Here is a 25,384-nt window from a genome sequence, read left to right as displayed (position 1 = left end):
GCCGCGGTGCCCGGAAAACGCGTGGCAGGCGGTCGCGGCGGCGCACTAGGCTCCTGCGCTTCGGTGCCGGTGCGGGCACCAGCGGTGACTATCGGGCGAGGAGGACGGTTGCCTTGGGATCGGCGCGTTTGTACGCGGCCGTCGCGGCGGGGGGTTTCAGAAGGTACGCGACGTATCGGGTGGCCACGGCCGCGGGGGTGTTCACCAACACCGTTTTCGGCCTGATCCTCGTCTCCGCATATCTGGCGTTGTGGGACGAGCGGCCGCACCTCGGGGGCTACGGCCAGGCGCAGGCGGTCACCTATGTGTGGCTGGGGCAGGCGTTGTTCGCGACGCTCGCCATCCAGGGCGGTGGTTTCGAGACCGAGCTGATGGAGCGGATCCGCACGGGTGAGGTGGCGGTGGATCTGTACCGGCCGGCGGATCTTCAGCTGTGGTGGCTGGCGAGCGACGTGGGGCGGGCGTCGTTCCAGTTGCTGGGGCGGGGGGTGGTGCCGTTCGCGTTCGGGGCGTTGTTCTTCCCGACGGCGCTGCCGGACGATCCGGCGCTGTGGGCGGCCCTGCTGGTCGCGATCGTGCTGGCGATGGTGGTCAGCTACGGGATCCGGTTCCTGGTGGCGTTGAGCGGGTTCTGGCTGCTGGACGGCACGGGGGCGCTCCAGGTGCTGATGGTCACGGGGATGTTCTTCTCGGGGATGGCGCTGCCGCTGAACGCGTTTCCGCAGCCGCTCGGTGATCTGGTGATGCTGCTGCCGTGGTCGGCGTTGTTGCAGATGCCGGCGGACGTGCTGATGGGGCGGGTCGATCCGTGGTCGGCGTTCGCCTTCCAGGCGGGGTGGGCGGTGGTGCTGCTGGCGGTGGGCCGGTGGGCGCAGGGGGCGGCGACGCGGCGGGTGGTGGTGCAGGGTGGGTGAGCGCGGCCGGGTCGTGGAGGGGCTGCGGGCGTACCTGCTGATCGCCGGGATGTGGATCCGTTCGACGCTGGCGTACCGGGTGTCGTTCGCGTTGACGGTGGTCGGCGGTCTGCTGGTGACGGGACTGGACTTTGTCGCGATCTTGCTGATGTTCTCGCAGGTCGACGTGCTCGGCGGGTACGCGTTGCCGGAGGTCGCCTTTCTGTACGGGCTGTCGGCCACGGCGTTCGGGGTCGCGGACCTGGCGATCGGTTCGGCGGGCCGGCTGGGCGTGCGGGTGCGGGACGGCACGCTGGACACGCTGCTGGTGCGGCCGGCGCCGGTGCTGGCGCAGGTGGCGGCGGACCGGTTCGCGCTGCGGAGGGTGGCGCGGATCACCCAGGGCGTGCTGGTGCTGGGCTGGGCGTGCGCCGTGCTGGACGTCGGGTGGACGCCGGTGAAGGTGCTGCTCGTGCCGGTGATGATCGTGAGCGGCGGGATGATCTTCTCGGCGGTGTTCGTGGCGGGTGCGGCGTTCCAGTTCGTGGCGCAGGACGCGGCGGAGGTGCAGGCGGCCTTCACGTACGGCGGTCAGACGCTGCTCCAGTACCCGCCGACGGTGTTCGGGCGGGAGCTGGTGCGCGGGGTGACGTTCGTGCTGCCGCTGGCGTTCGTCAACTGGGTGCCGGCGTCCTATGTGCTGGGGCGGCCGTATCCGCTGGGTCTGCCGCAGTGGGCGGCGTTCACGCCGCCGCTGGTGGCGGTGGCGTGCTGTGCGGTGGCCGGGCTCGCGTGGCGGGCGGGGCTGCGGACGTATCGGAGTACGGGGAGTTGAGCGTGATCGTGTCGGGGAGTGCGGCGGACGCCGGGGGCGCGCAGGAGGCGTTCATCGAGGTGGACGGGTTGGAGAAGGTCTTCGACGTCCGCAGGAGGACCGGTTTCCTGAAGCGGGAGCTGCGCCGGGTGCGGGCGGTGGACGCGATCTCGTTCACCGTGGCGCGCGGTGAGATGGTCGGCTACATCGGGCCCAACGGCGCGGGCAAGTCGACGACGATCAAGATGCTGACGGGGATCCTGACGCCGAGCGGGGGCCGGCTGCGGGTGGCGGGGATCGATCCGTCGCGTGAGCGGACGCGGCTGGCGCACCGGATAGGGGTGGTGTTCGGGCAGCGCACGACGCTGTGGTGGGACCTGCCGCTGATCGACTCCTACCGGCTGATGCACCGCATGTACCGCATCCCGGACGCCCGTTACCGGGAGAACCTCGACCGGCTGGTCGAACTCCTGGATCTGTCCGCGCTGTTGGCGGTGCCGGTGCGGCAGCTGTCGCTGGGGCAGCGGATGCGCGGGGACATCGCGGCGGCCCTGCTGCACGATCCCGAGGTGCTGTACCTGGACGAGCCGACGATCGGTCTGGACGTGGTCTCCAAGGCGCGGGTGCGGGAGTTCCTGCGGGAGCTGAACACCGAGCGGGGGACGACGGTGCTGCTCACCACGCACGACCTCCAGGACATCGAGCAGTTGTGCTCGCGGGTGATGGTCATCGACCACGGTCGGCTGGTCTACGACGGTGCGCTGGCCGGGCTGCACGAGGCGGGGGAGAGCGAGCGGACGCTCGTGGTGGACCTGGAGCGGGAGCTGCCGCCGGTGGAGGCGGGGGAGTCGGCGCGGGTGGTGAAGGTGGAGGGGCCGAGGCAGTGGCTGGCCTTCCCGGCGTCGATGTCGGCGGCGCCGCTGGTGGCGCGGATCGCGGCGGAGTACCCGTTGGTGGACCTGTCGGTGCGCGAGCCCGACATCGAGGCGGTGATCGCCCGGATGCTGTATCCGTCGGGGGAGACCCCCGCGCCCCGGTCCGGGCGGGAGCCCGAGCCGGAGACCGTGGTGCCGGCGCCCGGGAACTCGTAGGCTGCCGCCATGAGCGACGACGCAGCCCCGGGACTGCCGGATCTTCGTGCCTCCGACGCCGATCGTGAGCGGGTCGCCGAGGTCCTGCGGGACGCCCTCGCGGAGGGCCGTCTCGACATGGCGGAGTTCGAGGAACGGCTGGAGGAGACGTACAAGGCGCGCACCTACGGGGAGTTGGCGCCGATCACCCGGGACCTGCCGGCCGCCGGGGTGACGCCGCCGTCGGTTTCGCTGGCCAAGGAGGCTCCCGCGGACGGGAGGTGGGCGGGGCGGATCGTGGGCGGCGAGGGCTCGTCGGCCTGGGCGGTGGCCGTGATGTCCGGCTTCCAGCGCCGGGGCCGCTGGACGGTCCCGCGGCGGTTCACCTGCGTCGCGTTCTGGGGCGGCGGGGAGATCGACCTGCGCGAGGCGGACTTCTCGGCCGGCGAGGTCGAGATCAACTGCGTCGCGATCATGGGCGGTGTGCAGATCGTCGTGCCGCCGGGGGTCGAGGTCGTCGTCCGCGGAGTCGGTGTGATGGGCGGCTTCGACCAGCGGGAGACCGGCGTGCGCGGGGACCCGGGTGCGCCCCGGGTGGTCGTCGGCGGGTTCGCGTTCTGGGGCGGCGTCGGTGTCGAGCGCAAGAAGACGCGGGCGGCCAGGCGGCAGGAGAAGCTGGAGCGCAAGGCGGCCCGGCGCGAGCTGCGCTCGTCGTCGAGGGACGAGGATCTCGACGCCCACCTGCGGATCCTGGAGGGTCACCAGGACCTCCTGCGCGGCCACGGGCGGGGTCACGCGCCCGGGCGGGGCGCGCGGGAGGACGTGCGCGAGCCCCGCCGCGAGGACTGACGGCGGCCGTCGCCGTTCTACAGCCGGGCCGGGACCGGGCCTTCGAGGTCGGTCGGGTCGATGGTCCACGCCATCGTCCGGTAGCCGCGGTCGCTCGGGTGCAGACGGTCGCCGGAGTCGTACTCGGGGCGCAGGCTGCGCGGGTCGTACGGGTCGCGCAGCGCCTTGTCGAAGTCGACGACCTCGTCGAACACGGCGTCCGCCCGGATCGCCCGGTTGACCTGCTGCCGCACGTCCTCGCGGGCGTCGGTCCAGCCGCGGTGGCCGCGGAACGGCGTGAGGGTGCTGCCGACGACCCGGATGCCGTGGGCGTGGGCGCGTTCGACGAGGGTGCGCAGGCCGGTGACGATCGCCTGCGGGTCGGCGAGCCGCCGGTTGCGCAGGATGTCGTTGATGCCGAGGTCGACGACGACGGCCTTGACGTTCGGGCGGTCGAGGACGTCCCGTTCGAAGCGGTCGAGGGCCGACGCGCCGCGGCGGGGGTCGTCGGCGAGGAGCTGGTTGCCGCTGATGCCCTCGTTGACGACGCCGTAGCGGGGCGCGTCCCCGGTGGCGCCGTCGGCGCGCAGCCGGGCGGCGAGGACGTCGGGCCAGCGACGGTCGGCGCCGGACGTGGAGGTGATGCCGTCGGTGATCGAGTCGCCGAGGGCCACGACGGTGCCGTCGGCCTCGTCGCCGAGGACGTCCAGCGCGGTCAGGTAGCGCCAGTACTCGCCGGCGGCCGCGAACGACGCGCCGGTCACGTCCTCGGTGGACTCGCCGTCGGCGACGTAGTTGGTCTGCCGGGCGTGCGGGTGGTAGGTGACCGGGCCGGCGGAGATCGGGGAGTAGACGCTGACCAGGACGTCGGCGTCGGCGGGGACGACGACGGTCACGGCGTCGCTGGACGTCTGCCCGCCGGCCGGGACGACGACGGTGGTGGCGCCGCGGAAGGTGAGTCTGCGCAGCGTGTCCGGGTCCGCGGCGGCGCTCCCGTCGCCGGCCGCCACGGCGAGGGTGGCGTGCGTGACGGTGAGCGGGTCGGTGCCGTAGAGGTTGGACAGTGTGACGCGGGCACTCGTCCCCCCGACACTGGTGTGGACGACGTTGCGGACCGTGCGGCCCGCGGTGCCGTCGGCGGCGGTGCCCGGTTCGCCGCCGACCGGGGCGGCGGCCCAGGTGCCGACCCAGACGCCCGTCGACACGGGAGCGGCGTCGCCCGGACCGGGGGCCGCGGCGACGGCGGCCGAGCCGGAGCGGGGGCCGGGTCCGTGGTCGGCGGCGACGGAGACGTATATGGCGGCGGACAGCGCCACGACGAGGGTGATGATCGCGGACAGCAGGGCGCCACCGTGGGGCCTGGTCATGGGGGTGGGTCTCCTCGGTGAGGGGAGCGGCTGCGCGGCTCCGGGTCATGCGGTGGTGCGGTCATGCAGGAGTTCACCGTCGAGCTCCCCCACCTGACAGACGCCGGGAACTCCTGTTCCGTTCCGGGAGTCGGTCAGGTAGGGACAATATCTGCGTGATCCGCGTGCGGGACGGGTGGCACGGGGCGTCGACCGGAACGGATGGAGCGGATGGAACGTACGGAAGCGGAGCGGCCGGCCGGCACCGGGGCGGCGCGCGCGATGACCGTCTTCAGCGCCGCCGACGAGGAGAAACGGCGCGGGGTGCGCCGGATGAAGCTCACCGCGGCGGGCCTGCTGCTGTTCGTGGCCGTGGTGTACGTCCTCGCCGAGTGGGCCTCCCACCACGGCGCGGGCGCCTGGGCGGGCTATGTGGCGGCCGCCGCGGAGGCGGGCATGGTGGGTGCGCTCGCCGACTGGTTCGCGGTGACGGCGCTGTTCCGTCACCCGCTCGGCCTGCCGATCCCGCACACGGCGATCATCCCGAACAAGAAGGACCAGCTGGGTGTGTCGCTGGGCGAGTTCGTCGGGGAGAACTTCCTCTCCGAGGACGTCGTGCGGCAGCGGCTGCGCGCGGTCGGCATCGGCACCCGGCTGGGCGCCTGGCTGTCCGACCCGGAGCACGCCGACCGGGTGACGGCGGAGCTGGCGACGGCGCTGCGGGGCGCGCTGACGGTGCTGCGCGACTCGGACGTGCAGGCGGTGGTGGGGGAGGCGATCACTCGGCGCGCGGAGGCCCAGGAGATCGCGCCGGGCATCGGGAAGATGCTGGAGAAGATCGTCGCCGACGGCGGCCACCGGCGGGCCGTGGACCTGGTGGTGGCCCGCGCGTACGACTGGCTGGTGCTGCACGGCGACTCGGTGATGGGCGCGGTGGAGGGCGGCGCCCCGGGCTGGACCCCCCGCTTCGTCGACCGGCGGATCGGCGAGCGCGTCTACAAGGAGCTGCTGCGGTTCTGCGCGGAGATGCGGGACATGCCGTCCCATCCGGCGCGGGGCGCCCTGGACCGGTTCCTCGGCGACTTCGCCTCCGATCTCCAGTCCGACACGGACACCCGGGCGCGGGTGGAGCGGCTCAAGGGCGAGGTGCTGGGCCGTGGCGAGGTGCAGGACCTGATCGCGTCCGCCTGGACGGCCGTACGGTCCATGATCGTCGCGGCCGCCGAGGACGAGCGCAGCGAGCTGCGGCTGCGGGTGCGGGCCTCGCTGCTGTCCCTGGGGGCCCGGATGGCCACCGAGCGCAAGGTGCGGGAGAAGGTGGACGGCTGGGTGGAGGGCGCCGCCGTGCACGTCGTGACGACGTACCGGCACGAGATCACCTCGCTGATCACCGACACGGTCGCGGGCTGGGACGCGGAGCACACGACCCGCAAGATCGAGGCGAACATCGGCCGTGACCTCCAGTTCATCCGGATCAACGGCACGGTGGTCGGTTCGCTGGCCGGCTTGCTGATCTACACGGTGGCGCACTGGCTCGGGGCTTGAAGGCGCCGGCCGGGGGAACCCGAACCGCGTTCGCTCGATGAGGAGCGTGCCGAGGAGGGAGCCCATGACCAGCGCCGAAGCTGCCGTGCCGGCCGGGAACGACCGCACGATCACCACCGACATCCCCGCCCGCCTCGACCGGCTGCCCTGGTCGCGCTGGCACTGGACCATCGTCTTCGGGCTCGGCACCGTGTGGATCCTGGACGGCCTGGAGGTCACGGTCGTCGGGAACATCGCGAGCCGGCTGTCGGAGCCGGGCAGCGGCCTGCCGATCACCTCGGGACAGGTCACCGGTATCGCGGCCGCGCTGTACGTGGCCGGTGCCTGCATCGGCGCCCTGTTCTGGGGGCGGCTGACCGACAAGTGGGGCCGCAAGAAGCTCTTCATGATCACCCTCGCGGTGTATCTGGCGGCGACCGCCCTGACCGCGGTCTCCTTCGACACGTGGTGGTTCCTGCTGTTCCGGTTCCTCACCGGCTTCGGCATCGGTGGCGAGTACGCGGCCATCAACTCGGCGATCGACGAGCTGATCCCGGCGCAGTACCGGGGCCGCGTCGACCTGATGATCAACGGCAGCTTCTGGCTGGGCGCGGTCGGCGGTTCGCTGCTGTCGATCGTCGCGCTGAACACCGACATCTTCGCGGCGGACGTCGGCTGGCGGCTGACGTTCGCGCTGGGCGCCGTCCTGGCCCTGGTGATCCTGCTCGTACGGCGGCACGTCCCGGAGAGTCCGCGCTGGCTGCTGATCCACGGCAGGGACCGGGAGGCCGAGGAGATCGTCACCTCCATCGAGCGGAAGATCGAAAAGGACCGGGGGGAGCGGCTGCCCCGCGCCGAGGGCGAGCTGACGATCCACCAGCGCCGCAGCGTCTCCTTCGTCGAGATCGCGCGCACCGTGTTCTCCGACTACCGGCGCCGTTCCGTTCTCGGCTTCTCCCTGTTCATCGGGCAGGCGTTCCTCTACAACGCGATCACCTTCGGTTTCGGCGCGATCCTGACCAAGTTCTTCGACGTGCCGAGCGGGAACACCGGCTACTACTTCGCCGTCATCGCGGTCGGCAACTTCTTCGGTCCGCTGCTGCTGGGCAAGCTGTTCGACACGGTCGGCCGGCGGGTGATGATCTCCTCGACGTACCTGCTCTCCGGTGTGCTGCTGTTCGGCACGGCCTGGCTGTTCGACCAGGGCTCGCTGAACGCGACGACGATGACGGCCTGCTGGTGCGCGGTGCTGTTCTTCGCGTCGGCGGGCGCCTCCAGCGCCTATCTGACGGTGTCGGAGGTCTTCCCGATGGAGACCCGGGCGATGTCCATCGCCTTCTTCTACGCACTGGGCACCGCCGCCGGCGGCATCAGCGGTCCCCTGCTGTTCGCCGACCTCACCGACACGGGCAAGGTCGGCGACACGGTCCTCGCGTTCTGCATCGGCGCGGCGCTGATGTGCGCGGCGGGCCTGGTGGCCGCGTTCCTGGCGGTCAACGCCGAACGGCGCTCCCTGGAGGACATCGCCAAGCCCCTGACGGCGGCGGCGGGCAAGGCGCGCAAGGCGGCCACGGGCGACCGGCCGCGCAAGGCGACCGCCTGAGGGGCGCTGCGCGCGCGGGCGGCGCGAAGTGGCGCGCGGTGCGGGGCGGCCCGGAGGTAGCGGGTGGCGCGGGGTGGTGGCGGGGTGGTGGTGCGCGGCGGCCGGTGGCTGCCGCCGTCCCCCTCGCCCCCGCCGTGCCCCCGCCCTGCCTCGCGTCAGGCGCCGGTCGTCGACCCCGGCCGGACGATCATCAGAACCGTCACGGTCGCCCAGAGCAGGTTGAACACCCCCGTGAACATGGCCAGCCGGACCGTGGTCTCCTGGGCGCCGCCGCCCTCGACGAGCACCTCCTGCCGGGGCAGCACGAGCACCAGCAGCACACCCGCGGCCAGCACGGTCAGCACGATCGACGTGATCAGCCACGGGTCGCCCGTCACACCCATCGCGCCCGCGGTGGCGAACCCGAAGACGGGGACGGCGAGACCGACGGCCGCGTACACCTGGCAGATGCGGTGCAGCAACCGCACGCTTGCGGCGGCGTGCGCGTCGTCGGGCGCGGCCAGGGCGCGGCGCGCGGCGGGCGGGAACATGCTGGCGGCGACGGTGACGGGCCCGATCGCGACGATCGCGGCGAGGACGTGCACGGCGAGGAGGAACTTGGTCACGCCCCGACGCTAGGCGGCCCGCACGGCCGGCAGAAGTGGCACGAATGCCAGAGCCCGACGGATTCCCGCCAGCGCCTCCGGCGGGGTCCGTGGGGTCCGGGACACCGGCGGGCCGCGGTTCACGGCCGCTCGACGTGGCCGGGGGCCCGTGTGGCCGGGATCCGTCGTACGCCTAGTCTCCTGCCATGCACACCGTCGCCGTACTGGCCCTGGACGGGGTCGTCCCGTTCGATCTGTCCGCCCCGATCGACACCTTCGGCCGGGCCAGGCTGCCGGACGGCCGGCCCGCCTACCGGGTGCGGGTCTGCTCGCCGTCCGCCTCCGGCGAGGTGAGCGCGGGGGCGTTCACCGTACGGGCGCCGTACGGGCTCGAGGCGCTGGCCGAGGCGGACACGATCATCCTGCCCGGGGTCGCGGACCCGCGGGCGCCGCTGCCGATCGGCGTCGCCGAAGCCCTGCGGGACGCGGCGGCCCGCGGCACCCGGATCGCCTCCGTCTGCGTCGGCGCGTTCCTGTTCGCCGAGACGGGCCTGCTCGACGGGCTGCGCGCGACGACCCACTGGATCGCGGCGGGCGAACTGGCCGAGCGCTATCCGAAGGTGACCGTCGACCCGAACGTCCTCTACGTCGACAACGGCCGCTTCCTCACCTCGGCGGGCGCCGCCGCGGCCCTCGACATGTGCCTGCACATGATCCGCGGCGACCACGGCTCGGCGGTCGCCGCGCAGGCGGCCCGGATGTCGGTCATGCCGCTCGAACGCGAGGGTGGCCAGGCCCAGTTCATCGTCCACGAGCTGCCGCCGACGCCCGCCGGGGCGACCCTGGAACCCGTACTGGCCTGGCTGGAGGACAACTGCGCCCGTGAGGTGACGCTGGAACAGATCGCCGCCCGGGCCGGGATGAGCCCCCGCACCCTCAACCGCCGGTTCCGCGAACAGACCGGCACGACCCCGCTGCGCTGGCTGCACCGGGCGCGGGTGCGGCGCGCGCAGTACCTGCTGGAATCGACGGCGTACCCGGTCGAACGGATCGCCGCCCAGACCGGTTTCGGCTCCCCGACGGCGTTCCGCGAGTGCTTCCGCAAGGTGGCGGGCACCAGCCCGCAGGGCTACCGGCGGGCGTTCAGGTCGGGGTACCAGGTGGGAGCGACCGGGGTGAGGGCTGGGGCCGGGGTCGGGGCCGAGGTCGGGGCTGGAGCGGCTGCGGGGGCGACCGTGGGGAAGTGAGGACTCATCCCCGCACCCCTCGTCCGCGCACCTGTCGTACCCGCCGCACCCGCCGCACCCTTCCTGAGACCCGGCAGGCCCGGCGGGCCCGGCAGACCCGGCGGGCCGACCCTTCAGGAACGGCGGTCGGCGACCGCCCAGGACGCGAGGGCGACCGCGCCCGCCACGCCGAACACCGACGGCCAGGCGCCCACCCGCTTCGCCAGCGGATGCGACCCCGCGAAGGCGGCGACGTACGCGGCGGTGAGGGCGCCGGCCGCCGCCCCGCCCGCCTGCTGCCGCCACTGGCGGGCGGCCGCGGCCCCCGCGACGGCCAGGACGGCCCCGCCCAGCGGCCGCTGCCGCGTCCAGCGGGCCACGCCGTACCCGCCGACCAGCCCGCCCGCGGCGATCACCGCGCTGGGAACCTTCGCCATGTCTGCCTGCCTTCTCGTCGCTCGGCCCTGCTCGGCTCCGAGGCTAACCCGCGCAAGCACCGACGCGCCGAACCTGAGCCCAGGCTTGTCAACTTTTCTCGGCTGAGCTATATAAGAAGACGTGAGGCATCGCACCCCGAAATCTTTGGAAGGAGTGACTCGTGATGCTCATGCGTACCGACCCGTTCCGTGAGTTCGACCGGATCGCCCAGCAGTTCTTCGGCCCCGCCGCGGGCAGCGGCACCGACCACCACCCCGCCGCGATGGCGATGGACGCCTACCGCTCGGGCGATGAATTCCTCGTCCACTTCGACCTCCCCGGCATCGACCCGGAGACCATCGAACTCGACGTGGAACGCAACGTCCTCAGCGTGCGCGCCGAGCGTCGTTCCCCCGCTCCCGAGGGAGCCGAACTGATCGTCGCCGAGCGTCCGGCCGGCACGTTCACCCGGCAGCTTTTCCTGGGCGAGACCCTCGACACGGAACGCATCGACGCGTCCTACGAGGCCGGTGTCCTGACCCTGCGCATCCCGGTGGCCGAACAGGCCAAGCCGCGCCGCATCCAGATCACGGGCGGCACGAGGGGCGACCGCCGCCAACTGAACAGCTGACGCCCACCCGACCCCAGGGGCCCGGAAGGGGGTGGGGGCGGGGTGCCCGCCCCCTCGCCCTCCCGGGCCCCGGCCTCCTTGGGCCCCAGCCGCACCTTCATGGGCCGGATTCGTGTCTTGGCCCGCACGATTGGGCTGGGCCCTGGGGCCGACCGCGCGGGCCGGGCCTACCCGTCCCGCAGCCCCGAGACCCCGGTCCCGACCTGCACGGCTCCGGCCCGGCCCCGCGTCTGCCCCCACGCAACGGGGCGCCGGCCTTTTTCCTCCCTCCGAGCGGTGGGCGGCGGTCTGACTTCCCGCGACCTCGGTCTTGTCGTCGAAGCCCTGGGTGGCGCTCGATCGGCCGGTGCCGGAGAGGCGGGCCCGACTGACATACTCCCGGCTGCGGCGGGCATAGCCCTTTGTGCCACATCGTCCGTGGGGTACAGACAACTGCAAAGTCGGGTCCCATGCCCGGGGTGCGGGCAGAACACCGAGTGGCGGACTGCGTGCAGGCATCTGGGGGAGGAGCTCGCATGGACACGGCTGACGACGGAGAGCTGTGCGTCTGGGGTCTTGGACTGATCGGCTATTCGCTGGCCGGCGCTCTCGCCAGGGCCGGACGGACCTGCGTCGTGATGGACGTGGACCCCGAGCGCGTGGCCCGGCTCAACCGCGGCGAACTCCCCTTCCACCACCTGCCGTACCTGCCGGACGACTTCCGCGCCGAGGTGGTCCGGGGAACTCTGCGCGCCACCACCGAGGTGGCCGACGTGCTCCAGTCGGGCCATGCCGTGCACATCCTGTGCGTGCCCACCGAGGCCAACGGCGCGATCGACGCTTCCGCCCTCCACGACGTTGTCGGACGCCTGGCGGAGGGCGCGCGTGCCCGGCCGCTCTACCTGATCATCGAGTCCACCATTGCCCCGGCCTGGCTCGACTCCGCGGTGCACAAAGTGCTGGGCGACGCCGGGTGGCGGCGAGGTCTCGACTACCACGTGGGCGTCTCCCCACGCCGGGACTGGTTGACGGATCGGGAGCGCGACATGGCATCCACGCCGAAGGTCATCGGCGGGGACAGTCCCGAGATCATCGCGTTGATGAGGCGCCTGTACGCGCCGGTCTGCGATGAGGTGTTCGAGGCGCGGGACGCTCGGCACGCCGCCATGGTCAAGGTGGTCGAGAACTATTTCCGATACCGCGACATCATGCTGGCCTGCGAACTCAGCCTGGCATTGCCGGACTTCGATGTGGCCGACATCCTGCGTCTCGCGTCGACCAAGTGGAACATGGATCTCTATCACCCGTCGCTCGGTATCGGCGGCTACTGCGTTCCCCTCGCCAAGGACTATCTCGGTACGGAGAAGGGTGCCCACGAGGCCGTGGCCGCGCTCGAACGGGTGGAGAAAGACACCTTCTCGACCCTCCGTCAGACCGTTTGGCAGCACGGACCGGTCGACCGTGTCGCTGTGCTGGGCATTGCCTACGCCTCGAACATGAAGATCCATACGCGGTCCCCGTCTATCCCGCTGATCCGTGACCTGCGGGAGCGGGGGGCCGAGGTATGCGCACACGACCCGCTCTACTCGCCGTCCGAGGTCCAGGGGCTCACCGGCGCTCGGCCGCTGCGCTTCCCGGAGGGTCTGCGGCACTGCGACACGGTGATCCTGATGACGGGACACACGCTCTACCGAACCGTGGACGACGCCACACTTCGGGCGAACACGGCCGATGCGGTGCGGATATTCGACAATCACGGCATTTGGCTGCACAGGGAGTTCGGGACCGGTACCCGTTACCTTGAGGTGGGTGGCCGGCACTTCCAGCCGTGGCGAGGAAGTCCAGGGAACTGACAGCCTCCGTCGCTTGTGCTTTCCGGACGGATCGACAGTGACGCCCCCGGGCCGTCAGGCCCCTGCTTTCCGTGGACGGGAGCCGAACCGATGCAGTTGACCAGCAGTCGTGCCCTACGTGCGCACATGCCCTACCTGCTCCGCATCATCCTGGGACGGTTCGGGCGACTGTCGGCGCTGCACGGCAGCCTGCTCGGCATTGGGGTACTGGGAGTCGTCATCAGTGTCGTGGGTTTCGAGGACGGCTCACTCGTTCCGCTTCTGCTCGGCCTGAGCGGCATCCTCGCGTCGCTCGTCGGGATCCTCGCGCAGATCGTCGAGGACTGGCAGAGGGTGTCACGGATCTATCGCGACACCCGCATCAATCCGTTCGCCGCCGAGTACGCCGCGCCCTACGACGGGTGGAGTCGCCTCCACTTCAACGAATTCTCCTCGGTGCACAACGAGGACGTGGATGCCCGCCTGCGCAGTGACCCGGACATTCCGCTCCAGATCGAGCCGAGCTTGTGGGACGTGCCTCCCGAGTGCGAGGGAGTGCGCCGACTTGTCCGTGTCCTGCTCGACTTCGACGACGACAAGATCCGTCTCTCCGACGACCTCCTTCCCGACACGGCCCGGGTCAGCGTGCAGAAGACCCAGTACTCGGCTCACGTGGTCACCAATCTGCTCGGCGAGGTCATGCTGAGGGAACAGCGGCGGCGCCGGGAACTGGTCTCCAGCGAAGCGGTGCTTCTGCGCAACGGCACGATCCCGCGGTTGCGCTACAGCAGTTGCTCCAATCATCTCGGCGTCGATGTGGTGGCCGTGACCTCCAGCGGTCGCGTGGTGCTCACACTCCAGGGAGACAAGAACGACACGAATCAGGGCATGCTGGCTGCCTCGGGCAGCGGGTCCATGGACTGGAAGGATCTGCGGCACTGCCCGGACCTGTTGCAGTTGGTCAAGAGCACGATGCTGCGTGAGATGTCGGAGGAACTCGGGCTGCGCAGCCGGGACACGGTCGGCCTTGGTGACGTCCGGGTCCTGCGGTACGTCCGCGTGACCAACTGGGGAGGCAAACCGCAGTTCTGCGGGGTCGCGCGCCTCGGCGAGGTGAACGAGGAAGTGCGGGGGATAGAGCGCCGCTACCACCGCGATCACTTCAGCATCGACTTCGACCCGGAGGGTGATGCCGGTGATTTCGCGACGACAGTCCGCGGCTACATCCACGATCACGCCAAGCGTATCTCGTTCCCCCTGTACGAGACCCTCGATGTGCTCTGCACCTGGCTGGAACGGGACGCAGACGCCTGGCCCTGGCTCATGACCAGATGACCAGATGACCAGATGACCAGATGACCGGATGACCGGATGACTGTGAACAGGAATCCTGCCGCCCGGGCCGAGGGCCGCGTCGCCGCCGCCCTCGACCGCTTCCCGGCTCGCCTCGGCTTCGACCCGCTACAGCCTTCCGGTCGCCGCGCCCCGGCTAGCCCCGTCCGGCGCGGCGCCGTTCGCCCGGTTCCTGGCCTCGTCGGTCGACCACGGCCCGTTCCAGGACCGCGCTCGTGTTGTAGACCGTCCCCGCCCTGGCCCGCTCGGTGTCGCGGCTGAAGACGGTGCGTACCCCGAGGTAGCCGAGGGTGCCGGGATCGAAGATCCACTCGGTGCGGGTCCCGTGCCGGGTGTCCTCGCGGGCGATGGCGATGCCGTGCCGCCCGGCGGCGTCCACCGCGTCGGCGACCTCGGTGACACCGGGGATCCGGGCGGTGGCCCGGTAGAACGCGGCGGCCGTCGCCGACGGCATGATCTGCTCCCCGACGAGATCGCCGATCCGGTCGAACACCGCCTGGTCCCTGTCCTCCCCCTTCTCGGCGGGAGTGTCGGCGTAGATCAGCTCCAGCAGGGCGTCGGGGTCGGTGGGCAGCGAGGCGAGCCAGGCGTAGGTGGGCCGGTCGACGCCCGCCGGTACCGCGGAGTCCGCCGGGTCCGTACCGTCCGGCACACCGACCTCGATCGGCCAGTCCTGCCCGAACTCGCGGATCAGCCCGACGTCGGTCACGGGACCCTGCCGCTGCGAGAACCACACCTGCCGCTCGTGCATCTTCCCGAGCTTGACGCGCCCGTCGAAGACGCCGTCGTTCTCGGCCCCCGTACTGCGTACGTACACGAACTGGCCGTCGCCCACGGGGGTCACGTCCGTCCGCATGGCGACGGCGGCGATCCGGCCGAGGGTCGCGACGGCACCGCGGCTGCCGTGGGCGCCGCCCGCCGTGCCGCTCGCACCGGGCGCGGCCGTACCCCCGCCGTCCTGGTGCGGACCGAGTCCGACGGTCAGCCCGGCGGCCAGCGCGGCGGCGACGGCCCCGGCGACGAGCACGGGCCGGGAGAACCGACGGCCGCGCAACGGCGCCGGACCCCCGCCACCGCCGGCTGCACCCCTGCCGGCGGCGGTGGCTGCGGCGTCGTCGGCGGTGCCGTCCGCGTCGGCGGAGTCGCTGTCGATGAGCTGCATCAGAACGTCCTTGTGATGGGAGCGACGCCCGGGAGGCAGCACCTGCTCGGCGGGAGCGGTGGGCAACAGCCCTTCCAGCTCCCGGAGTTCTTCGAGTCGCTCGCGCTCGGGTCCGACCGGAGTGGAGTTCATCGGGCTTCCTCCTGAAGGGGCAGGACCGCGAACGCGGTCTCACTCTCTACCTCTCCGCGACGCGGGCGGGGTTCCGTCCGGCCTCCCGGGGCGCGTCCCGGCTCCGGGCTCTCCCGTTCGACGATCTCCCGCAGCCGGGCCCGCGCCCGGGACAGCCGCGACCGCACGGTCCCCACGGGCACCCCGAGCGCCTCCGCGGCCTGCGCGTAGTCGAGCCCGCCCCACACGCACAGCGCGATGACCTCCCGCTCGTGCCGGCGCAACCGCCCGAGCACCCGCCGCACCTCGGCGAGCCTGCGGGCGTCGTCGATCCGCCCGGCGACCTGCTCGGCGAAGTCACCGACGACATGCTCGGCCCCGTCGCCGGTTCCGGCCCGCCGGGCTAGGAAGGCGAGCCGTCGCCGAAGGCCCCGGTCGGCGTTGCGGGCCTTGTTGGTGGCGATGCCGAACAGCCACGGCCGCAGGGACCCGCCCTCGACAGCCACCCCGCCCCGCCCGCGCCAGGCGGCGAGGAACGTCTCCGACATGACCTCCTCGGCCACCGACCAGTCCCCGGTCAGCCGGAGGGCGTGGTTGTACACGGCCGTCGCGTACGACTCGTAGAGCTCGGCGAACGCCGCCCGCTCCCCGCTGCGCACGCGCCCGCGCAACCGGCCGTCGTCATCGTCGTCCCCGGCCTCTGCGATCTCTCTGATGGACCTCACACCTCTACCTCTCCGGGCACGGGGAGGCAGTTCCCGTGGCGTCGCTCACACCCCGCTCACATCTCGCTCAGTCGTCGCCGGCCTCCCCGCGGACCGCGTCCGCAGCGGCTACCAGGGCAGCGGGCCCTCGTCGTCCAGGAAGCGGCCGGTCGGCCCGTCGGGAGCGACCCGGGCCATCCGGACGATGATCTCGGCGCCCTCCTCGACGCTGCGCACGCCGGTGTTCCCGTTGAGGTCGGTCCTGGTGAAGCCGGGCTCCACCGCGTTGATCCGCATCTGCGGGAACGCCTTCGCGTACTGCACGGTGATCATGTTGACGGCCGTCTTGGACGCCGGGTACGCGACCCCCGGGTAGGCGTGCGCGGGCGTTCCCTCGTCGGACACCCGGGTCAGCGACGCCAGACCGCTGCTGACGTTGACGATCACGGGCGCCGGGGAGCGCCGCAGCAGCGGCAGGAAGGCGTGGCTGACCCGTACGGTGCCGAAGACGTTCGTCTCGAACACCTCGCGCAGGTGCCCGGCCGTCACGTCCGCGGCTCCGATCACCCTGTTGCCGGCGCCCCGGCTCTCGACACCCGCGTTGTTGACCAGCACGTCCAGTCCGCCGTCGGCCTCGATGCTCCTGGCCGCCGCCTCGACGGACGCGTCGTCGGTGACGTCGATGCGGACCCATCGCGCGCCCAGCCGCTCGGCGGCCCGCCGCCCGCGCTCCGCGTCACGGCTGCCGACGTAGACGAGGTGCCCCGCCTCGACGAGCCGCCGGGCGGTCTCGAACCCGAGCCCCTTGTTGGCCCCGGTGACGAGCGTCCTGGTCACGGCCCTGTGCGTACTCGGACTCGCGCTCGTGCTCGTGCTCGTGCTTGTATCCGTATCCGTATCCGTGCTCGTGCTCGCTGTCATGCCTTCAGGCTGCTGCCGACGGGGCCGGGCAGCCAGGAGCCCCGTCTTCCTGGGACCACGGGTACCAGGAAGACCCCGGCCGGGCGGTGCACAGTGGGGACATGGCGACCACGGACTTCGGGCGTACGGTACGACGCTGGCGGGACCGCGTCGCACCGGAGGCGGCGGGGCTGCCCTCGGCCGGCCACCGGCGCGCCCCCGGCCTGCGCCGCGAGGAACTGGCGATGCTGGCGGGCATCTCGGTCGACTACGTGACCCGCCTCGAACAGGGCCGGGCGCGGAACCCGTCGGAACAGGTCGTGGAAGCCCTCGGCCGGGCGCTGCGCGTCTCCCCGGACGAGCGCGAACACCTCTTCCGCACCGCGGGCCTCGTACCGCCCGGCCGGGGCACCGTACCGGCGTACATCGCGCCGAGCGTGCACCGCATGCTGGACCGTCTGACGGCGACGCCGGTGGCCGTCTCGGACGCCTCGTGGACGCTCCTGCTCACCAACCCCCTCTACACGGCGCTCATGGGCGAACGCCACGGCCGTGAACGCAACGGCGCCCGGCGGGCGTTCCTCGGCGGGAACGACCGCGTCCGCCACACGCCGGAGTCACGCAGGGCGCTGGAGACCGCGGTGACCGCCGATCTGCGCACGGCGGCGGGCCGCTACCCGGCCGACCGGCACCTGCGCCGGCTCATCGCGGAACTGCGCGCCGGGAGCGCCCGCTTCGCCGAACTCTGGGACGCCGGGACCGTGGGCCACCACGAGGCCTCCCGCAAGACGATCGACCACCCCCAGGTGGGCCCGATGACCCTGGACTGCGACGTCCTCACCGTGGCGGGCAGCGACCTGCGCATCATGGTCTACACCGCCGAACCGGGCACGGCGGACGCACAACGCCTGGAACTGCTGGCGGTCCTAGGTCCCCAGCCCTTGATCGAGGACCCCCACACGAGCTGACCCCCCGCTCGGCCGCGCAGTTCAGTCCTGAGCGCCGTCTTCGTCTCCGTGTTCGTCTTCGTCCTCGTCTTCGTCGTGGGCTTGGGGAAACCCCAACGCGTCGAGGAGCAGGTCGAAGAGGTCCTCGACGAAGGTCTCGTGGGACCGCAGCAGCTCCTCGACCCGGGACTGTTCGACCCGGGACTGTTCGGCGGTGGCCGGAACGCCGGCCGCAGCGGCCCACGCGCGGGCGCCCTCGGCGTCGGCGGGAACCTCGGCGTCGAGTTCGGCGCGCTTGCGGCTCAGGGCGGCGGCGAACTCGTCCGAGACGGCCCACAGGCTCGTGTCGTCCACGTCCTCGGGTTCCTCGACGAGGAGCGCGGCGGCCAGGTCCAGGTTGAGCCATGCCTGCCAACGGCGGTCACCGGTGTCCACCCCGGTCACCAGGGCGACGTCGCTGTCGGACACATCGGCGGCGCAGACCGGGGCGCCGGACCACTCGACCAGGGCGCCCAGGAGGGCGTCCTCCCAGACCCCGTGATCGAACTGAAGGGTCTGCCAGCCGCCGGGCCGAGGCGGCCACGCATGCACGGCGCGCTTCGCCTCCGCGCCGAGCCCGTCGAACACCGGCGCGTCCAGCAGAGGCCGCTCGCCACGAGCGAAGACCACGTGCCCCGAGAACCCCATGCGACCTCTTTCACCTTCACCGAGACGCACCGCGCACCCCGGTAGTGGGTGCTCCCTGCCGCCGGTAGGGTCGGCCCCCATGACAGCAGAGTCACCGGCACAGACCGTGCAACGCTTGTTCCCGCTGCTGGCGGAGGGGAAGAGTGCGGAGGCGGCGGCGCTGTTCGCCGACTCGGTGTCATTCTCCATCCCGCACCCGCCGGGCATCCCGTGGGTACCGGAGGTCCACTCGGCGGACGGCATGCGGACGTTCTTCGAACTGCTCGGGACCCATGTGCGGGCCAAGGAGTTCGACCTCCGTCAGGTCATCGCCGAGGGCGACGACGTGGTGCTCCTCGGACGCATGGTCTCCGAGGTCAGGAAGACGGGCCGGGACATCGACACCGCGTTCGCCCTGCACACCACGGTCGAGAACGGCCGCATCACCCGCTACCACCTCTACGAGGACACACACGCGGTGGCCAGGGCCTACTACGACGACTGACCCCGCGCATCAGCCTTCGGTGCTCACCGCGCGCAGGCAACCAGGAACTTGCGCCATGCCTCGGCCGACATCTGGATACGGGGGCCACCCGGCTCCTTGGAATCCCGGACCAGCACACCTGCGGCCACGAAGGCCGTCTCCACGCACTCGGTCGTGTTGCCGCCGCTGTACGACGACTTGAACCAGACGGGCTCGGAGTCAGGCTGCGGTCCGGCTGACATTCACAACTCCTTGCGGGCACGGTGGATCATGGCGGAGGAGGCCTCCATGTCCAACGCTTGTGCCTGGAGGTACTCGAACGCAAGTCTGTAGCGCTCCAGTTCCTCTTCCTTCTCCAGAAAGAGGGAGCCGGTGTGGAAGTCGACGTACACCACGTCCAGTGCCGGCTCCGACCCTCCGATGATGACGAAGCTGCCCAGGGCTGCGGCGTGGGCGCCCTGGGAGAAGGGCAGTACCTGCAAGGTGATGTGAGGTGACTCGTTCGCCTCGAGCAGCCGGTCGAGCTGCTCCCGCATGATCTGAGGTGATCCGACTACGCGGCGGATCACGGATTCGTCGAGAATGGCCCACAGGCGGAGCGGCTTCGGGCGGACGAGGATCTCCTGCCGCTTCATACGGATGCCGACCAGACGCTCGATCTCGGCCTGATCCAGGGGAACTTCGTTGGCTTTCTGCAACGCGGTGCTGTAGGCGCGTGTCTGGAGCAGACCGGGCACGTAGACACACGAGAAGTGGCTCTCCCGCACCGCCTCGTCCTCAAGGGTGAGCAGCAGGTTCATGCTCTCCGGAATCGAGTCGGCGAAGGAACTCCACCAGCCCTGCTGCTTGGCGTCCTTGGCGATGTTGACGACGGCCCGGCGCTCAGTGTCAGTGGCCCCGTACTCACGGCAGAGCGCGTCGACGACGAGCCATTTGACCGGCCCTGCCTGGGTCTCGTACCGGCTGACCGTCGCCTTGGAGACGCCGACGAGCCGTCCGGCCTCCTCCAGGGTCATCCCCCTGCGGGCACGCAACTTGCGCATCATGGCGCCCAGTTGACGGCGGCGGGTGGTGGTCCGTTCAGACATGCGGCTCCTTCGCCTACCACCGGGCGGCGGGCCCGGAAACCTCAACAGGCTAGGCAGCTGCGAGCGAGCCCCACCATCGGATTCACTCGATCGATTCCCGTGAGAAGTTACATAGCGAGATTTCTCCGTGCCATGCTCGTAGGCGGATTGCTACGCAGTGCAGCCGTACGGACACGGCGGGCGCAGCACGTGCGTGGCTTTGAAGTGAGGAGTAGCCATGTCGGGCTGCATGGTCACTGAACCCCGGGTCCGCTGCGTCCTGCCGTTCGAGGCGGCCCCGGCGGAGGTGGGCCTTCTCCGGAAGGCTGCTGGCAGACAGCTGAGCCAGTGGGGGGTGTCCGTCGAGCGTGACGAGGTGGAGCTGCTGGTCACCGAGCTGGCGACCAATGTCGTCAAGCACGTCGGTCAAGGCGCGTCGGCGGCCCTGATCCTCGAGTGGACGGGGGAGCGGCTGCGCCTCGAAGTCCATGACAAGTGCAGAACGCTGCCCTCGCAGAAGACCACGGGAAGCGACGATGTGTGCGGCCGCGGCCTGCACCTGCTGGCATCGCTGGCAGCCGACTGGGGCACCGTGCTGACAGCGGCGGGCAAGGCGGTCTGGTGTGAGATCGCCGCGGGCCCAGGAGCCGGCTGCCGACGCATGGAGCGGGCTGTGACGGCGCTGGAGGGCTATCAGCGCGCCGAGCAGGGTGGTGCGCTGCGGGGGCGAAGGCGTGACACCGGCCTCGCGGAGTCAGCGATCGCACTGATCGCCGATCTGCTCCATTGGTCTGCGGCTCGCGGCCACGACCCCGACGACATCCTCGACCGTGCGCAGATGCATTACGAGGCCGAGGCGGACGCGGCCTAGTGGCGGTCCCCGGGCCCGGCCTTGCCCATCAGCTCCCGGAGGGCGGCTGGAGTGCGCCAGGATTCACCAGGACGGCACCTGTGGCACATCCGGTGACAGTTCGCGCAGACGCAGGCCAGGTCATCGAGCCTGGTCTCGCGCGTACCGGATATGTGAAGGGGAGTGACGTGGTGCACTTCGATATAGCCCTCACCCAGATCCCCGTAGGCGCGGGCAAAGTCGAAGTCGCAGACCTCGCACCGCAGCGAGGCCTCGCGCTGCCGCACCTGCTTGATCTTCTGGGCGCGGAGCTTCGGGTTCCTCTCACGGGCAAGAGCCCGGCGGACGAGGAGGCGTCCCTCGATGGCGCTGCTGCCCGTCTCGTCGACCTCATCGGGTTGCGGTGGGATGAGATGCAGCTCACCAGAGCCGATTCCGTCTTCGACAGCCTGGGCCGCTTGAAGCATCTCGGCCTCACGCTCTGTGAAGGCATCGATCATGAGCAGCGTCGGCTTGCCGCACCGGGTAGCCCGGCCGGTGTACCGGCCGTGATTGGTCATGAAGTCGGTTGTCTTGCGGCTGACGCTGTCGGGGGACCGAAAGTTGGGCAGCGCGAGGGACTCGGGCCCGTGGATGGGCAGAGAGCGCAGCAGCTCCGAAAGATCCTGTACTTCCGTGTTGTGGGTCCGCAGCTCCCGCCAGCCGTTCTTCACGACGAGCGCGCCGGCGAGCAGGAGCTCGTCCTCAGTCCACGCAGGTATCCGCATGGGCCATATCGTATGAGTGTTCGGTGTGGTGGAGAGTGTGTTCAGCGAACCGCGGGGTGTACTGCACACTTGGTGAAGTCTCGTTGTCAGTGGGGTCTGTCACCCTCGGTGATGGTGGATTGCAAAGTGTGTCTGCCGCTGCATGGCTGTAAGGAGGGGGCATGACCCTGATGAAGGAACCCGATGGCGCTGCGACAGCGCGGCCGAAGCCCGAGTTCACGTCGATCGAGATCTGTGCCGGTGCGGGAGGCCAGGCGATCGGTCTGCATCAGGCAGGTTTCGGTCACCTCGCTCTGGTCGAGATCGATCCGCACGCGGTAGAGACGCTCAAGCTGAATATCGACGACCATGAGGTCTGGTCGTGGGAGCGGGAAAACTGCGATGTCCTGTCGGCCGACGTCAAGGACTTTGAGCCCTTCAGGGACCTGGTCAAGGGAGCGGAACTGCTGAGGCAGGGCGATCTCGACCTGCTGGCCGGCGGGGTTCCGTGCCCCCCGTTCTCCCACGCCGGCAAGCAGCTCGGCCGGGACGACGAGCGTGACCTTTTCCCGCGCATGCTGGAACTCGTCGAGATCCTCAACCCGCGGGCAGTGATGATCGAGAACGTCCGGGGGATCATGGACCCGAAGTTCTCCGATTACCGTGACTACATCACGGCACGGCTTGAGGGCGGTACCTACCGGGCTGCTGACGGCGAGCTGGTCACCGATAGGGGGCTCGGCTACACCGTCTGCCAGTGGGGCATCCTGGAGGCCAGCGACTTCGGAGTTCCGCAGCTCCGGCCTCGCGCCATCCTCGTCGCGCTCCGGGATGACGTCATCAAGGACCTCAAGTACGAGTGGCCTACGCCCACGCACGAGGATCCGGTCAGCGTCGCGCAGGCCCTCGAGCCGTCCATGCGTGAGCGCTACGGGCGGTATGCCGACGGTGAGCATTCCCATCTTGCTCAGGAGAGGTTCGACCGGTGGCTTCAGAAAGCCAGCGACCGGGACGCCGAACTAAGGAGCCAGGGCAGGGGCGGAGGCATTGCTCCCACGCTCGTCGGTGGATCGAAGAAGCACGGGGGTGCCGACCTTGGTCCCAGCCGTGCAAAGGCAGCGTGGAAGCAGCTCGGCGTCTCCGGGCTGGGCGTCGCCAACGACATCGACAAATGCGCCGAGAAGAAGTCGGAGGGCCGAGACCTTTTCGGTCCCGACGGGCCGATGCTTACCGTGCGGCAAGCCGCAATCATCCAGGGCTTCCCGGATGAATGGGATTTCTCGGGCGGGAAGACGGCGCAGTACCGCCAGATCGGAAACGCGTTCCCGCCGCCCGTAGCCAGGGCCGTCGGGAAGTCGATCATGGATGTACTGAAGGCGGCTAGAGAGCGTGACCAGCAGCAGGGCTGATCAGAGGCCCTCCCGCGCCTTGCGGCGTTCGCTACGGCGCTGCTCGACCTCGGCCGCAATGCGCTGAGCGCAGTCTTCCGACGGCTCATGTTCCCAGAACCGGAGCACCGTCCAGCCCGCCTCTTCCAGGCGCTGGTCGGTGTCCCGGTCGCGGGCCATGTTCCGGGCGACCTTGTCTGACCAGTAGCCCGGATTGGTCTTCGGCGGTACGTAGTGCTCGGGACAGCCGTGCCAGTAGCAGCCATCGATGAAGACAGCGACCTTCGCGGGCCCGAAGACCATGTCAGCGGTCCGGCGAAGCCCTGGAAGCGGCTTCGCGGCCACTCGGTAGCGCAGCCCCCGGGCGTGCACCAGCCGCCGGATCAGCCACTCCGGCTTGGTGTCCCTGTTCCGGATGGCCTGCATGTTCCGGCGGCGCGCTGCGGAGGATGCCCATGAGCCCGCGGGGGGACTCCATTCGCCTGCCGGTTCAGTTGGCCCTGAAGGATTACTCATAGCGCACTGACTCTTACCAGCTCACCAGTGTTGTGGCTAGTTCTTCGTATGGCCTGAGGCGCCCCTGCCCCACCATCTCGGCCAGGTCGTTCTTCTGCTGTTTGCTGCCAGCAGCCGCCACAGCCTCTTGCAATGCCTCGAAGGCGATGTGGTAAACGGCGTCAACCTCCCCGGTTCCTCTGGCGATAGCGGCGAGCCTGCTGGGCATCGGCTCAGCCGTCACGGTCATCAGGTGGGGTAGGCGGCCACGCCGGTGCCTGATCATCTGCAAGAACTCATGCCGGATGTTCTGGACGCGGTCAGAGCGAATCGTCCACTTGCATGATACGGCTGCGTGGAGAAATGAACCGATGCCGGGAGCGTGTGAAGTTCCTACTGTGACATCCGGCCTGATCAGGTAATCAAGGCCGAGGTCAGCGCTGAGGACAGGATTCCTGAGTACCGCCTGCTTCAGTTTCCCCAAGTGCATGTACTGAGAGAAATCGGAGATCACCTTCTGGTGATCTACCTGCCATGTGCGGGACGGATCGGCCTTCGGCAGGACCTCTGCAAGGTCGTTTCTCACCGACGTTTCAAGTCTTGGGCCCGGATTTCGCGGGGTGTCCGGCAGGACGACTTCCGGTACGACGCCCAGGCAATCCAGGATTTCCCGCGCCAGGGCCTTCGATGGGTCGCTGCTGCTGTCGGCGCTGTTAGGGACGACCTGTCCGGAGTCGAGTTTCTTCCAGCCCAGCAGTTGGGCTGCGAACGATGCACTCATTTCTGCGCGTTCCTACTTCGTGTGGGAGGGAAGTGAGGGCGCGGCCTCAGGAGAGTCGTCGGCAGTGGCAATGACCCAGGCGTCGCCATCAAGGACCACGTGCGGTGCGTCCCGATGGTGCGGGCGGCGCTTGGCCACTCGCACGCTGATGAACTCTCCCTCGCCGGGCTTCGGGAGGCCGAGCTGCTCCGCTACCGAGCGGTGGCTGTCGTAGTCGCCCATGATGAGGAATCCCTCGGGCTTCAGAGCTGAACGCGAACCTCCGTTGCCCCGAACGCGTTTCATGTAATCCTTCTGCTGAGCCACGGTTCGTACCACATTGCGGCTTATCAGCCGCTTCTCGGCCCGTCGGAACAACTCGTTGAGCCGCTGCTGCCCGGACTGCGAAGCAAACACCGCTGTGCAGTCGGACGGGCTCATGTGGAGAAGCACGTTCTCTGGAAGTACGGCATCGCGCCACAGCCATAGGATCTTGTCCCGGTGTCTGGCCTTCACGGTGAGCTTGGCATCGCGATTGCCGCCCTGGTTCAGCCACTCCTCCCGGACCCGGAACAATCCGGCACTCCAGCGGCTCTCGTAGTCGCTGGCCCACACGAGAAGGCAGAGGTGTCCTCTGGCCTCTGGGGGGATCATCCAGCCGCCGAAGTTCTGGGAGTACTTGCAGTCCACATCAACGCCGGCGATCCGGTAGTCCATGGATTCCCCGTCGGCGAACTTGAACTCGCGCTGCAAGTTGATCTCGACGAGAGTTCCGGCGTGCGTTCTCTCTGTCTTGAACAGATCTGCCCAGTCGTAGCGACCCGTCACCTCACCGTTCAGCAGCTGATCGATGGTGTCCCGCAACACGGCTGCGAAGCGATCTCGCGAGTTCTCCATTCCCATGAGCTTCGCGTGTACATCCAAGAGCTCGGTATCACCCCTCAGCTCTTCGGCTGGAGTGATGTTCGGTGCCGCGTAGACGTCGATGGGCAGCAAGCGGATCC

27 protein-coding genes are annotated in these 25,384 nt (G+C 70.2%); 14 read left to right on the top strand and 13 right to left on the bottom strand.

What is annotated here, in order from left to right:
* Positions 1 to 113 precede the first annotated feature (113 nt).
* From Saso_RS14520 to Saso_RS14505, 4 genes are read left to right on the top strand one after another with little or no spacing between them, the layout of a single operon-like run.
* Positions 114 to 914, top strand: a complete 801-nt coding sequence (locus Saso_RS14520; protein WP_189918282.1) for an ABC transporter permease — start codon at positions 114 to 116, stop codon at positions 912 to 914.
* A 49-nt stretch (positions 915 to 963) separates the two neighbouring features.
* Positions 964 to 1,728, top strand: a complete 765-nt coding sequence (locus Saso_RS14515) for an ABC transporter permease (protein ID WP_189918572.1) — start codon at positions 964 to 966, stop codon at positions 1,726 to 1,728.
* A gap of 2 nt (positions 1,729 to 1,730) precedes the next feature.
* On the top strand, positions 1,731 to 2,798 hold the full coding sequence (locus Saso_RS14510) for an ABC transporter ATP-binding protein (RefSeq protein ID WP_229901045.1): 1,068 nt from the start codon (positions 1,731 to 1,733) through the stop codon (positions 2,796 to 2,798).
* Positions 2,799 to 2,807: 9 nt separating this feature from the next.
* Positions 2,808 to 3,626, top strand: coding sequence for a DUF1707 SHOCT-like domain-containing protein (locus tag Saso_RS14505; RefSeq protein WP_189918280.1), 819 nt, complete (start codon positions 2,808 to 2,810; stop codon positions 3,624 to 3,626).
* 17 nt (positions 3,627 to 3,643) lie between these two features.
* On the opposite strand, the gene Saso_RS14500 is transcribed toward Saso_RS14505, so the two are convergent.
* Positions 3,644 to 4,972 carry an SGNH/GDSL hydrolase family protein gene (locus tag Saso_RS14500; RefSeq protein ID WP_189918278.1) on the bottom strand — a complete coding sequence of 443 codons (1,329 nt, stop codon included), beginning with the start codon at positions 4,970 to 4,972 and terminating at the stop codon, positions 3,644 to 3,646.
* A gap of 201 nt (positions 4,973 to 5,173) precedes the next feature.
* Between Saso_RS14500 and Saso_RS14495 the strand changes: the two genes are divergently transcribed.
* The gene (locus Saso_RS14495; RefSeq protein ID WP_189918276.1) at positions 5,174 to 6,496 is read left to right on the top strand and encodes a DUF445 domain-containing protein; all 1,323 of its coding nucleotides are present in this window, start codon (positions 5,174 to 5,176) and stop codon (positions 6,494 to 6,496) included.
* A gap of 64 nt (positions 6,497 to 6,560) precedes the next feature.
* The gene (locus Saso_RS14490) at positions 6,561 to 8,078 is read left to right on the top strand and encodes an MFS transporter (RefSeq protein WP_189918274.1); all 1,518 of its coding nucleotides are present in this window, start codon (positions 6,561 to 6,563) and stop codon (positions 8,076 to 8,078) included.
* A gap of 155 nt (positions 8,079 to 8,233) precedes the next feature.
* Here Saso_RS14490 and Saso_RS14485 read toward each other — a convergent pair whose 3' ends face one another.
* On the bottom strand, positions 8,234 to 8,683 hold the full coding sequence (locus Saso_RS14485) for a hypothetical protein (RefSeq protein ID WP_189918272.1): 450 nt from the start codon (positions 8,681 to 8,683) through the stop codon (positions 8,234 to 8,236).
* A 185-nt stretch (positions 8,684 to 8,868) separates the two neighbouring features.
* On the opposite strand from Saso_RS14485, the gene Saso_RS14480 reads away from it, so the two are divergent.
* Positions 8,869 to 9,909 (top strand): GlxA family transcriptional regulator, encoded by a 1,041-nt coding sequence (locus tag Saso_RS14480; protein WP_189918270.1) that lies wholly within the window; start codon positions 8,869 to 8,871, stop codon positions 9,907 to 9,909.
* 113 nt (positions 9,910 to 10,022) lie between these two features.
* Here Saso_RS14480 and Saso_RS14475 read toward each other — a convergent pair whose 3' ends face one another.
* A complete protein-coding gene (locus Saso_RS14475) occupies positions 10,023 to 10,325 on the bottom strand; it encodes a hypothetical protein (protein ID WP_189918268.1) in 303 nt (100 codons plus the stop codon).
* A 164-nt stretch (positions 10,326 to 10,489) separates the two neighbouring features.
* Between Saso_RS14475 and Saso_RS14470 the strand changes: the two genes are divergently transcribed.
* From Saso_RS14470 to Saso_RS14460, 3 genes are all read left to right on the top strand, one after another.
* Positions 10,490 to 10,936 carry an Hsp20/alpha crystallin family protein gene (locus Saso_RS14470; protein WP_189918570.1) on the top strand — a complete coding sequence of 149 codons (447 nt, stop codon included), beginning with the start codon at positions 10,490 to 10,492 and terminating at the stop codon, positions 10,934 to 10,936.
* A gap of 515 nt (positions 10,937 to 11,451) precedes the next feature.
* Entirely contained in the window at positions 11,452 to 12,768 is a 1,317-nt protein-coding gene (locus tag Saso_RS14465) for a nucleotide sugar dehydrogenase (RefSeq protein ID WP_189918267.1), read from the top strand.
* Positions 12,769 to 12,894: 126 nt separating this feature from the next.
* Positions 12,895 to 14,082, top strand: a complete 1,188-nt coding sequence (locus Saso_RS14460) for a hypothetical protein (protein WP_189918266.1) — start codon at positions 12,895 to 12,897, stop codon at positions 14,080 to 14,082.
* Positions 14,083 to 14,236: 154 nt separating this feature from the next.
* Here the strand turns inward: Saso_RS14460 and Saso_RS14455 are convergent, their stop codons facing one another.
* From Saso_RS14455 to Saso_RS14445, 3 genes are all read right to left on the bottom strand, one after another.
* The gene (locus tag Saso_RS14455; protein ID WP_189918265.1) at positions 14,237 to 15,394 is read right to left on the bottom strand and encodes a CU044_5270 family protein; all 1,158 of its coding nucleotides are present in this window, start codon (positions 15,392 to 15,394) and stop codon (positions 14,237 to 14,239) included.
* Entirely contained in the window at positions 15,391 to 16,044 is a 654-nt protein-coding gene (locus Saso_RS14450; RefSeq protein WP_189918568.1) for an RNA polymerase sigma factor, read from the bottom strand. The genes Saso_RS14455 and Saso_RS14450 overlap by 4 nt, the downstream gene beginning before the upstream one ends.
* Before the next feature lie 162 nt (positions 16,045 to 16,206).
* A complete protein-coding gene (locus Saso_RS14445) occupies positions 16,207 to 16,914 on the bottom strand; it encodes an SDR family NAD(P)-dependent oxidoreductase (protein ID WP_189918264.1) in 708 nt (235 codons plus the stop codon).
* A gap of 185 nt (positions 16,915 to 17,099) precedes the next feature.
* On the opposite strand from Saso_RS14445, the gene Saso_RS14440 reads away from it, so the two are divergent.
* On the top strand, positions 17,100 to 17,945 hold the full coding sequence (locus Saso_RS14440; protein WP_189918263.1) for a helix-turn-helix transcriptional regulator: 846 nt from the start codon (positions 17,100 to 17,102) through the stop codon (positions 17,943 to 17,945).
* 21 nt (positions 17,946 to 17,966) lie between these two features.
* On the opposite strand, the gene Saso_RS14435 is transcribed toward Saso_RS14440, so the two are convergent.
* A complete protein-coding gene (locus tag Saso_RS14435) occupies positions 17,967 to 18,611 on the bottom strand; it encodes a hypothetical protein (RefSeq protein ID WP_189918262.1) in 645 nt (214 codons plus the stop codon).
* A gap of 79 nt (positions 18,612 to 18,690) precedes the next feature.
* Here Saso_RS14435 and Saso_RS14430 point away from each other — a divergent pair, with 79 nt between their 5' ends.
* Complete coding sequence (locus Saso_RS14430; protein WP_189918260.1) at positions 18,691 to 19,095, top strand: nuclear transport factor 2 family protein; 405 nt, start codon at positions 18,691 to 18,693, stop codon at positions 19,093 to 19,095.
* Between the two features lie 23 nt (positions 19,096 to 19,118).
* Here the strand turns inward: Saso_RS14430 and Saso_RS14425 are convergent, their stop codons facing one another.
* The gene (locus tag Saso_RS14425) at positions 19,119 to 19,316 is read right to left on the bottom strand and encodes a DUF397 domain-containing protein (protein WP_189918258.1); all 198 of its coding nucleotides are present in this window, start codon (positions 19,314 to 19,316) and stop codon (positions 19,119 to 19,121) included.
* Entirely contained in the window at positions 19,317 to 20,162 is an 846-nt protein-coding gene (locus tag Saso_RS14420; RefSeq protein WP_189918256.1) for a helix-turn-helix domain-containing protein, read from the bottom strand. It abuts the gene before it with no gap.
* Between the two features lie 217 nt (positions 20,163 to 20,379).
* Between Saso_RS14420 and Saso_RS14415 the strand changes: the two genes are divergently transcribed.
* Positions 20,380 to 21,012 carry an ATP-binding protein gene (locus tag Saso_RS14415; RefSeq protein WP_189918254.1) on the top strand — a complete coding sequence of 211 codons (633 nt, stop codon included), beginning with the start codon at positions 20,380 to 20,382 and terminating at the stop codon, positions 21,010 to 21,012.
* On the opposite strand, the gene Saso_RS14410 is transcribed toward Saso_RS14415, so the two are convergent.
* Positions 21,009 to 21,758, bottom strand: a complete 750-nt coding sequence (locus Saso_RS14410) for an HNH endonuclease (protein ID WP_189918252.1) — start codon at positions 21,756 to 21,758, stop codon at positions 21,009 to 21,011. The two genes, Saso_RS14415 and Saso_RS14410, sit on opposite strands and share 4 nt — an antisense overlap.
* A 161-nt stretch (positions 21,759 to 21,919) precedes the next feature.
* Between Saso_RS14410 and Saso_RS14405 the strand changes: the two genes are divergently transcribed.
* Positions 21,920 to 23,146, top strand: coding sequence for a DNA cytosine methyltransferase (locus Saso_RS14405; protein WP_189918251.1), 1,227 nt, complete (start codon positions 21,920 to 21,922; stop codon positions 23,144 to 23,146).
* Here the strand turns inward: Saso_RS14405 and Saso_RS14400 are convergent, their stop codons facing one another.
* Genes Saso_RS14400 through Saso_RS14390 form a run of 3 tightly spaced genes read right to left on the bottom strand, consistent with a single transcriptional unit; the run spans position 23,147 to position 25,376 of the window.
* Positions 23,147 to 23,641 (bottom strand): very short patch repair endonuclease, encoded by a 495-nt coding sequence (locus tag Saso_RS14400; RefSeq protein ID WP_189918249.1) that lies wholly within the window; start codon positions 23,639 to 23,641, stop codon positions 23,147 to 23,149. It abuts the gene before it with no gap.
* A 13-nt stretch (positions 23,642 to 23,654) separates the two neighbouring features.
* Positions 23,655 to 24,401, bottom strand: a complete 747-nt coding sequence (locus Saso_RS14395) for an NgoMIV family type II restriction endonuclease (protein WP_189918247.1) — start codon at positions 24,399 to 24,401, stop codon at positions 23,655 to 23,657.
* Positions 24,402 to 24,413: 12 nt separating this feature from the next.
* Positions 24,414 to 25,376: a NaeI family type II restriction endonuclease gene (locus Saso_RS14390; RefSeq protein ID WP_189918245.1), complete on the bottom strand. Its 963-nt coding sequence runs from the start codon at positions 25,374 to 25,376 to the stop codon at positions 24,414 to 24,416.
* Positions 25,377 to 25,384: the final 8 nt, after the last annotated feature.

The sequence above is a fragment of the Streptomyces asoensis genome (assembly GCF_016860545.1).
Lineage (GTDB): Bacteria > Actinomycetota > Actinomycetes > Streptomycetales > Streptomycetaceae > Streptomyces > Streptomyces asoensis.
The sequence above is the reverse complement of the archived record's forward strand: the minus strand, read 5'-3'. Positions and strand labels throughout refer to the sequence as shown.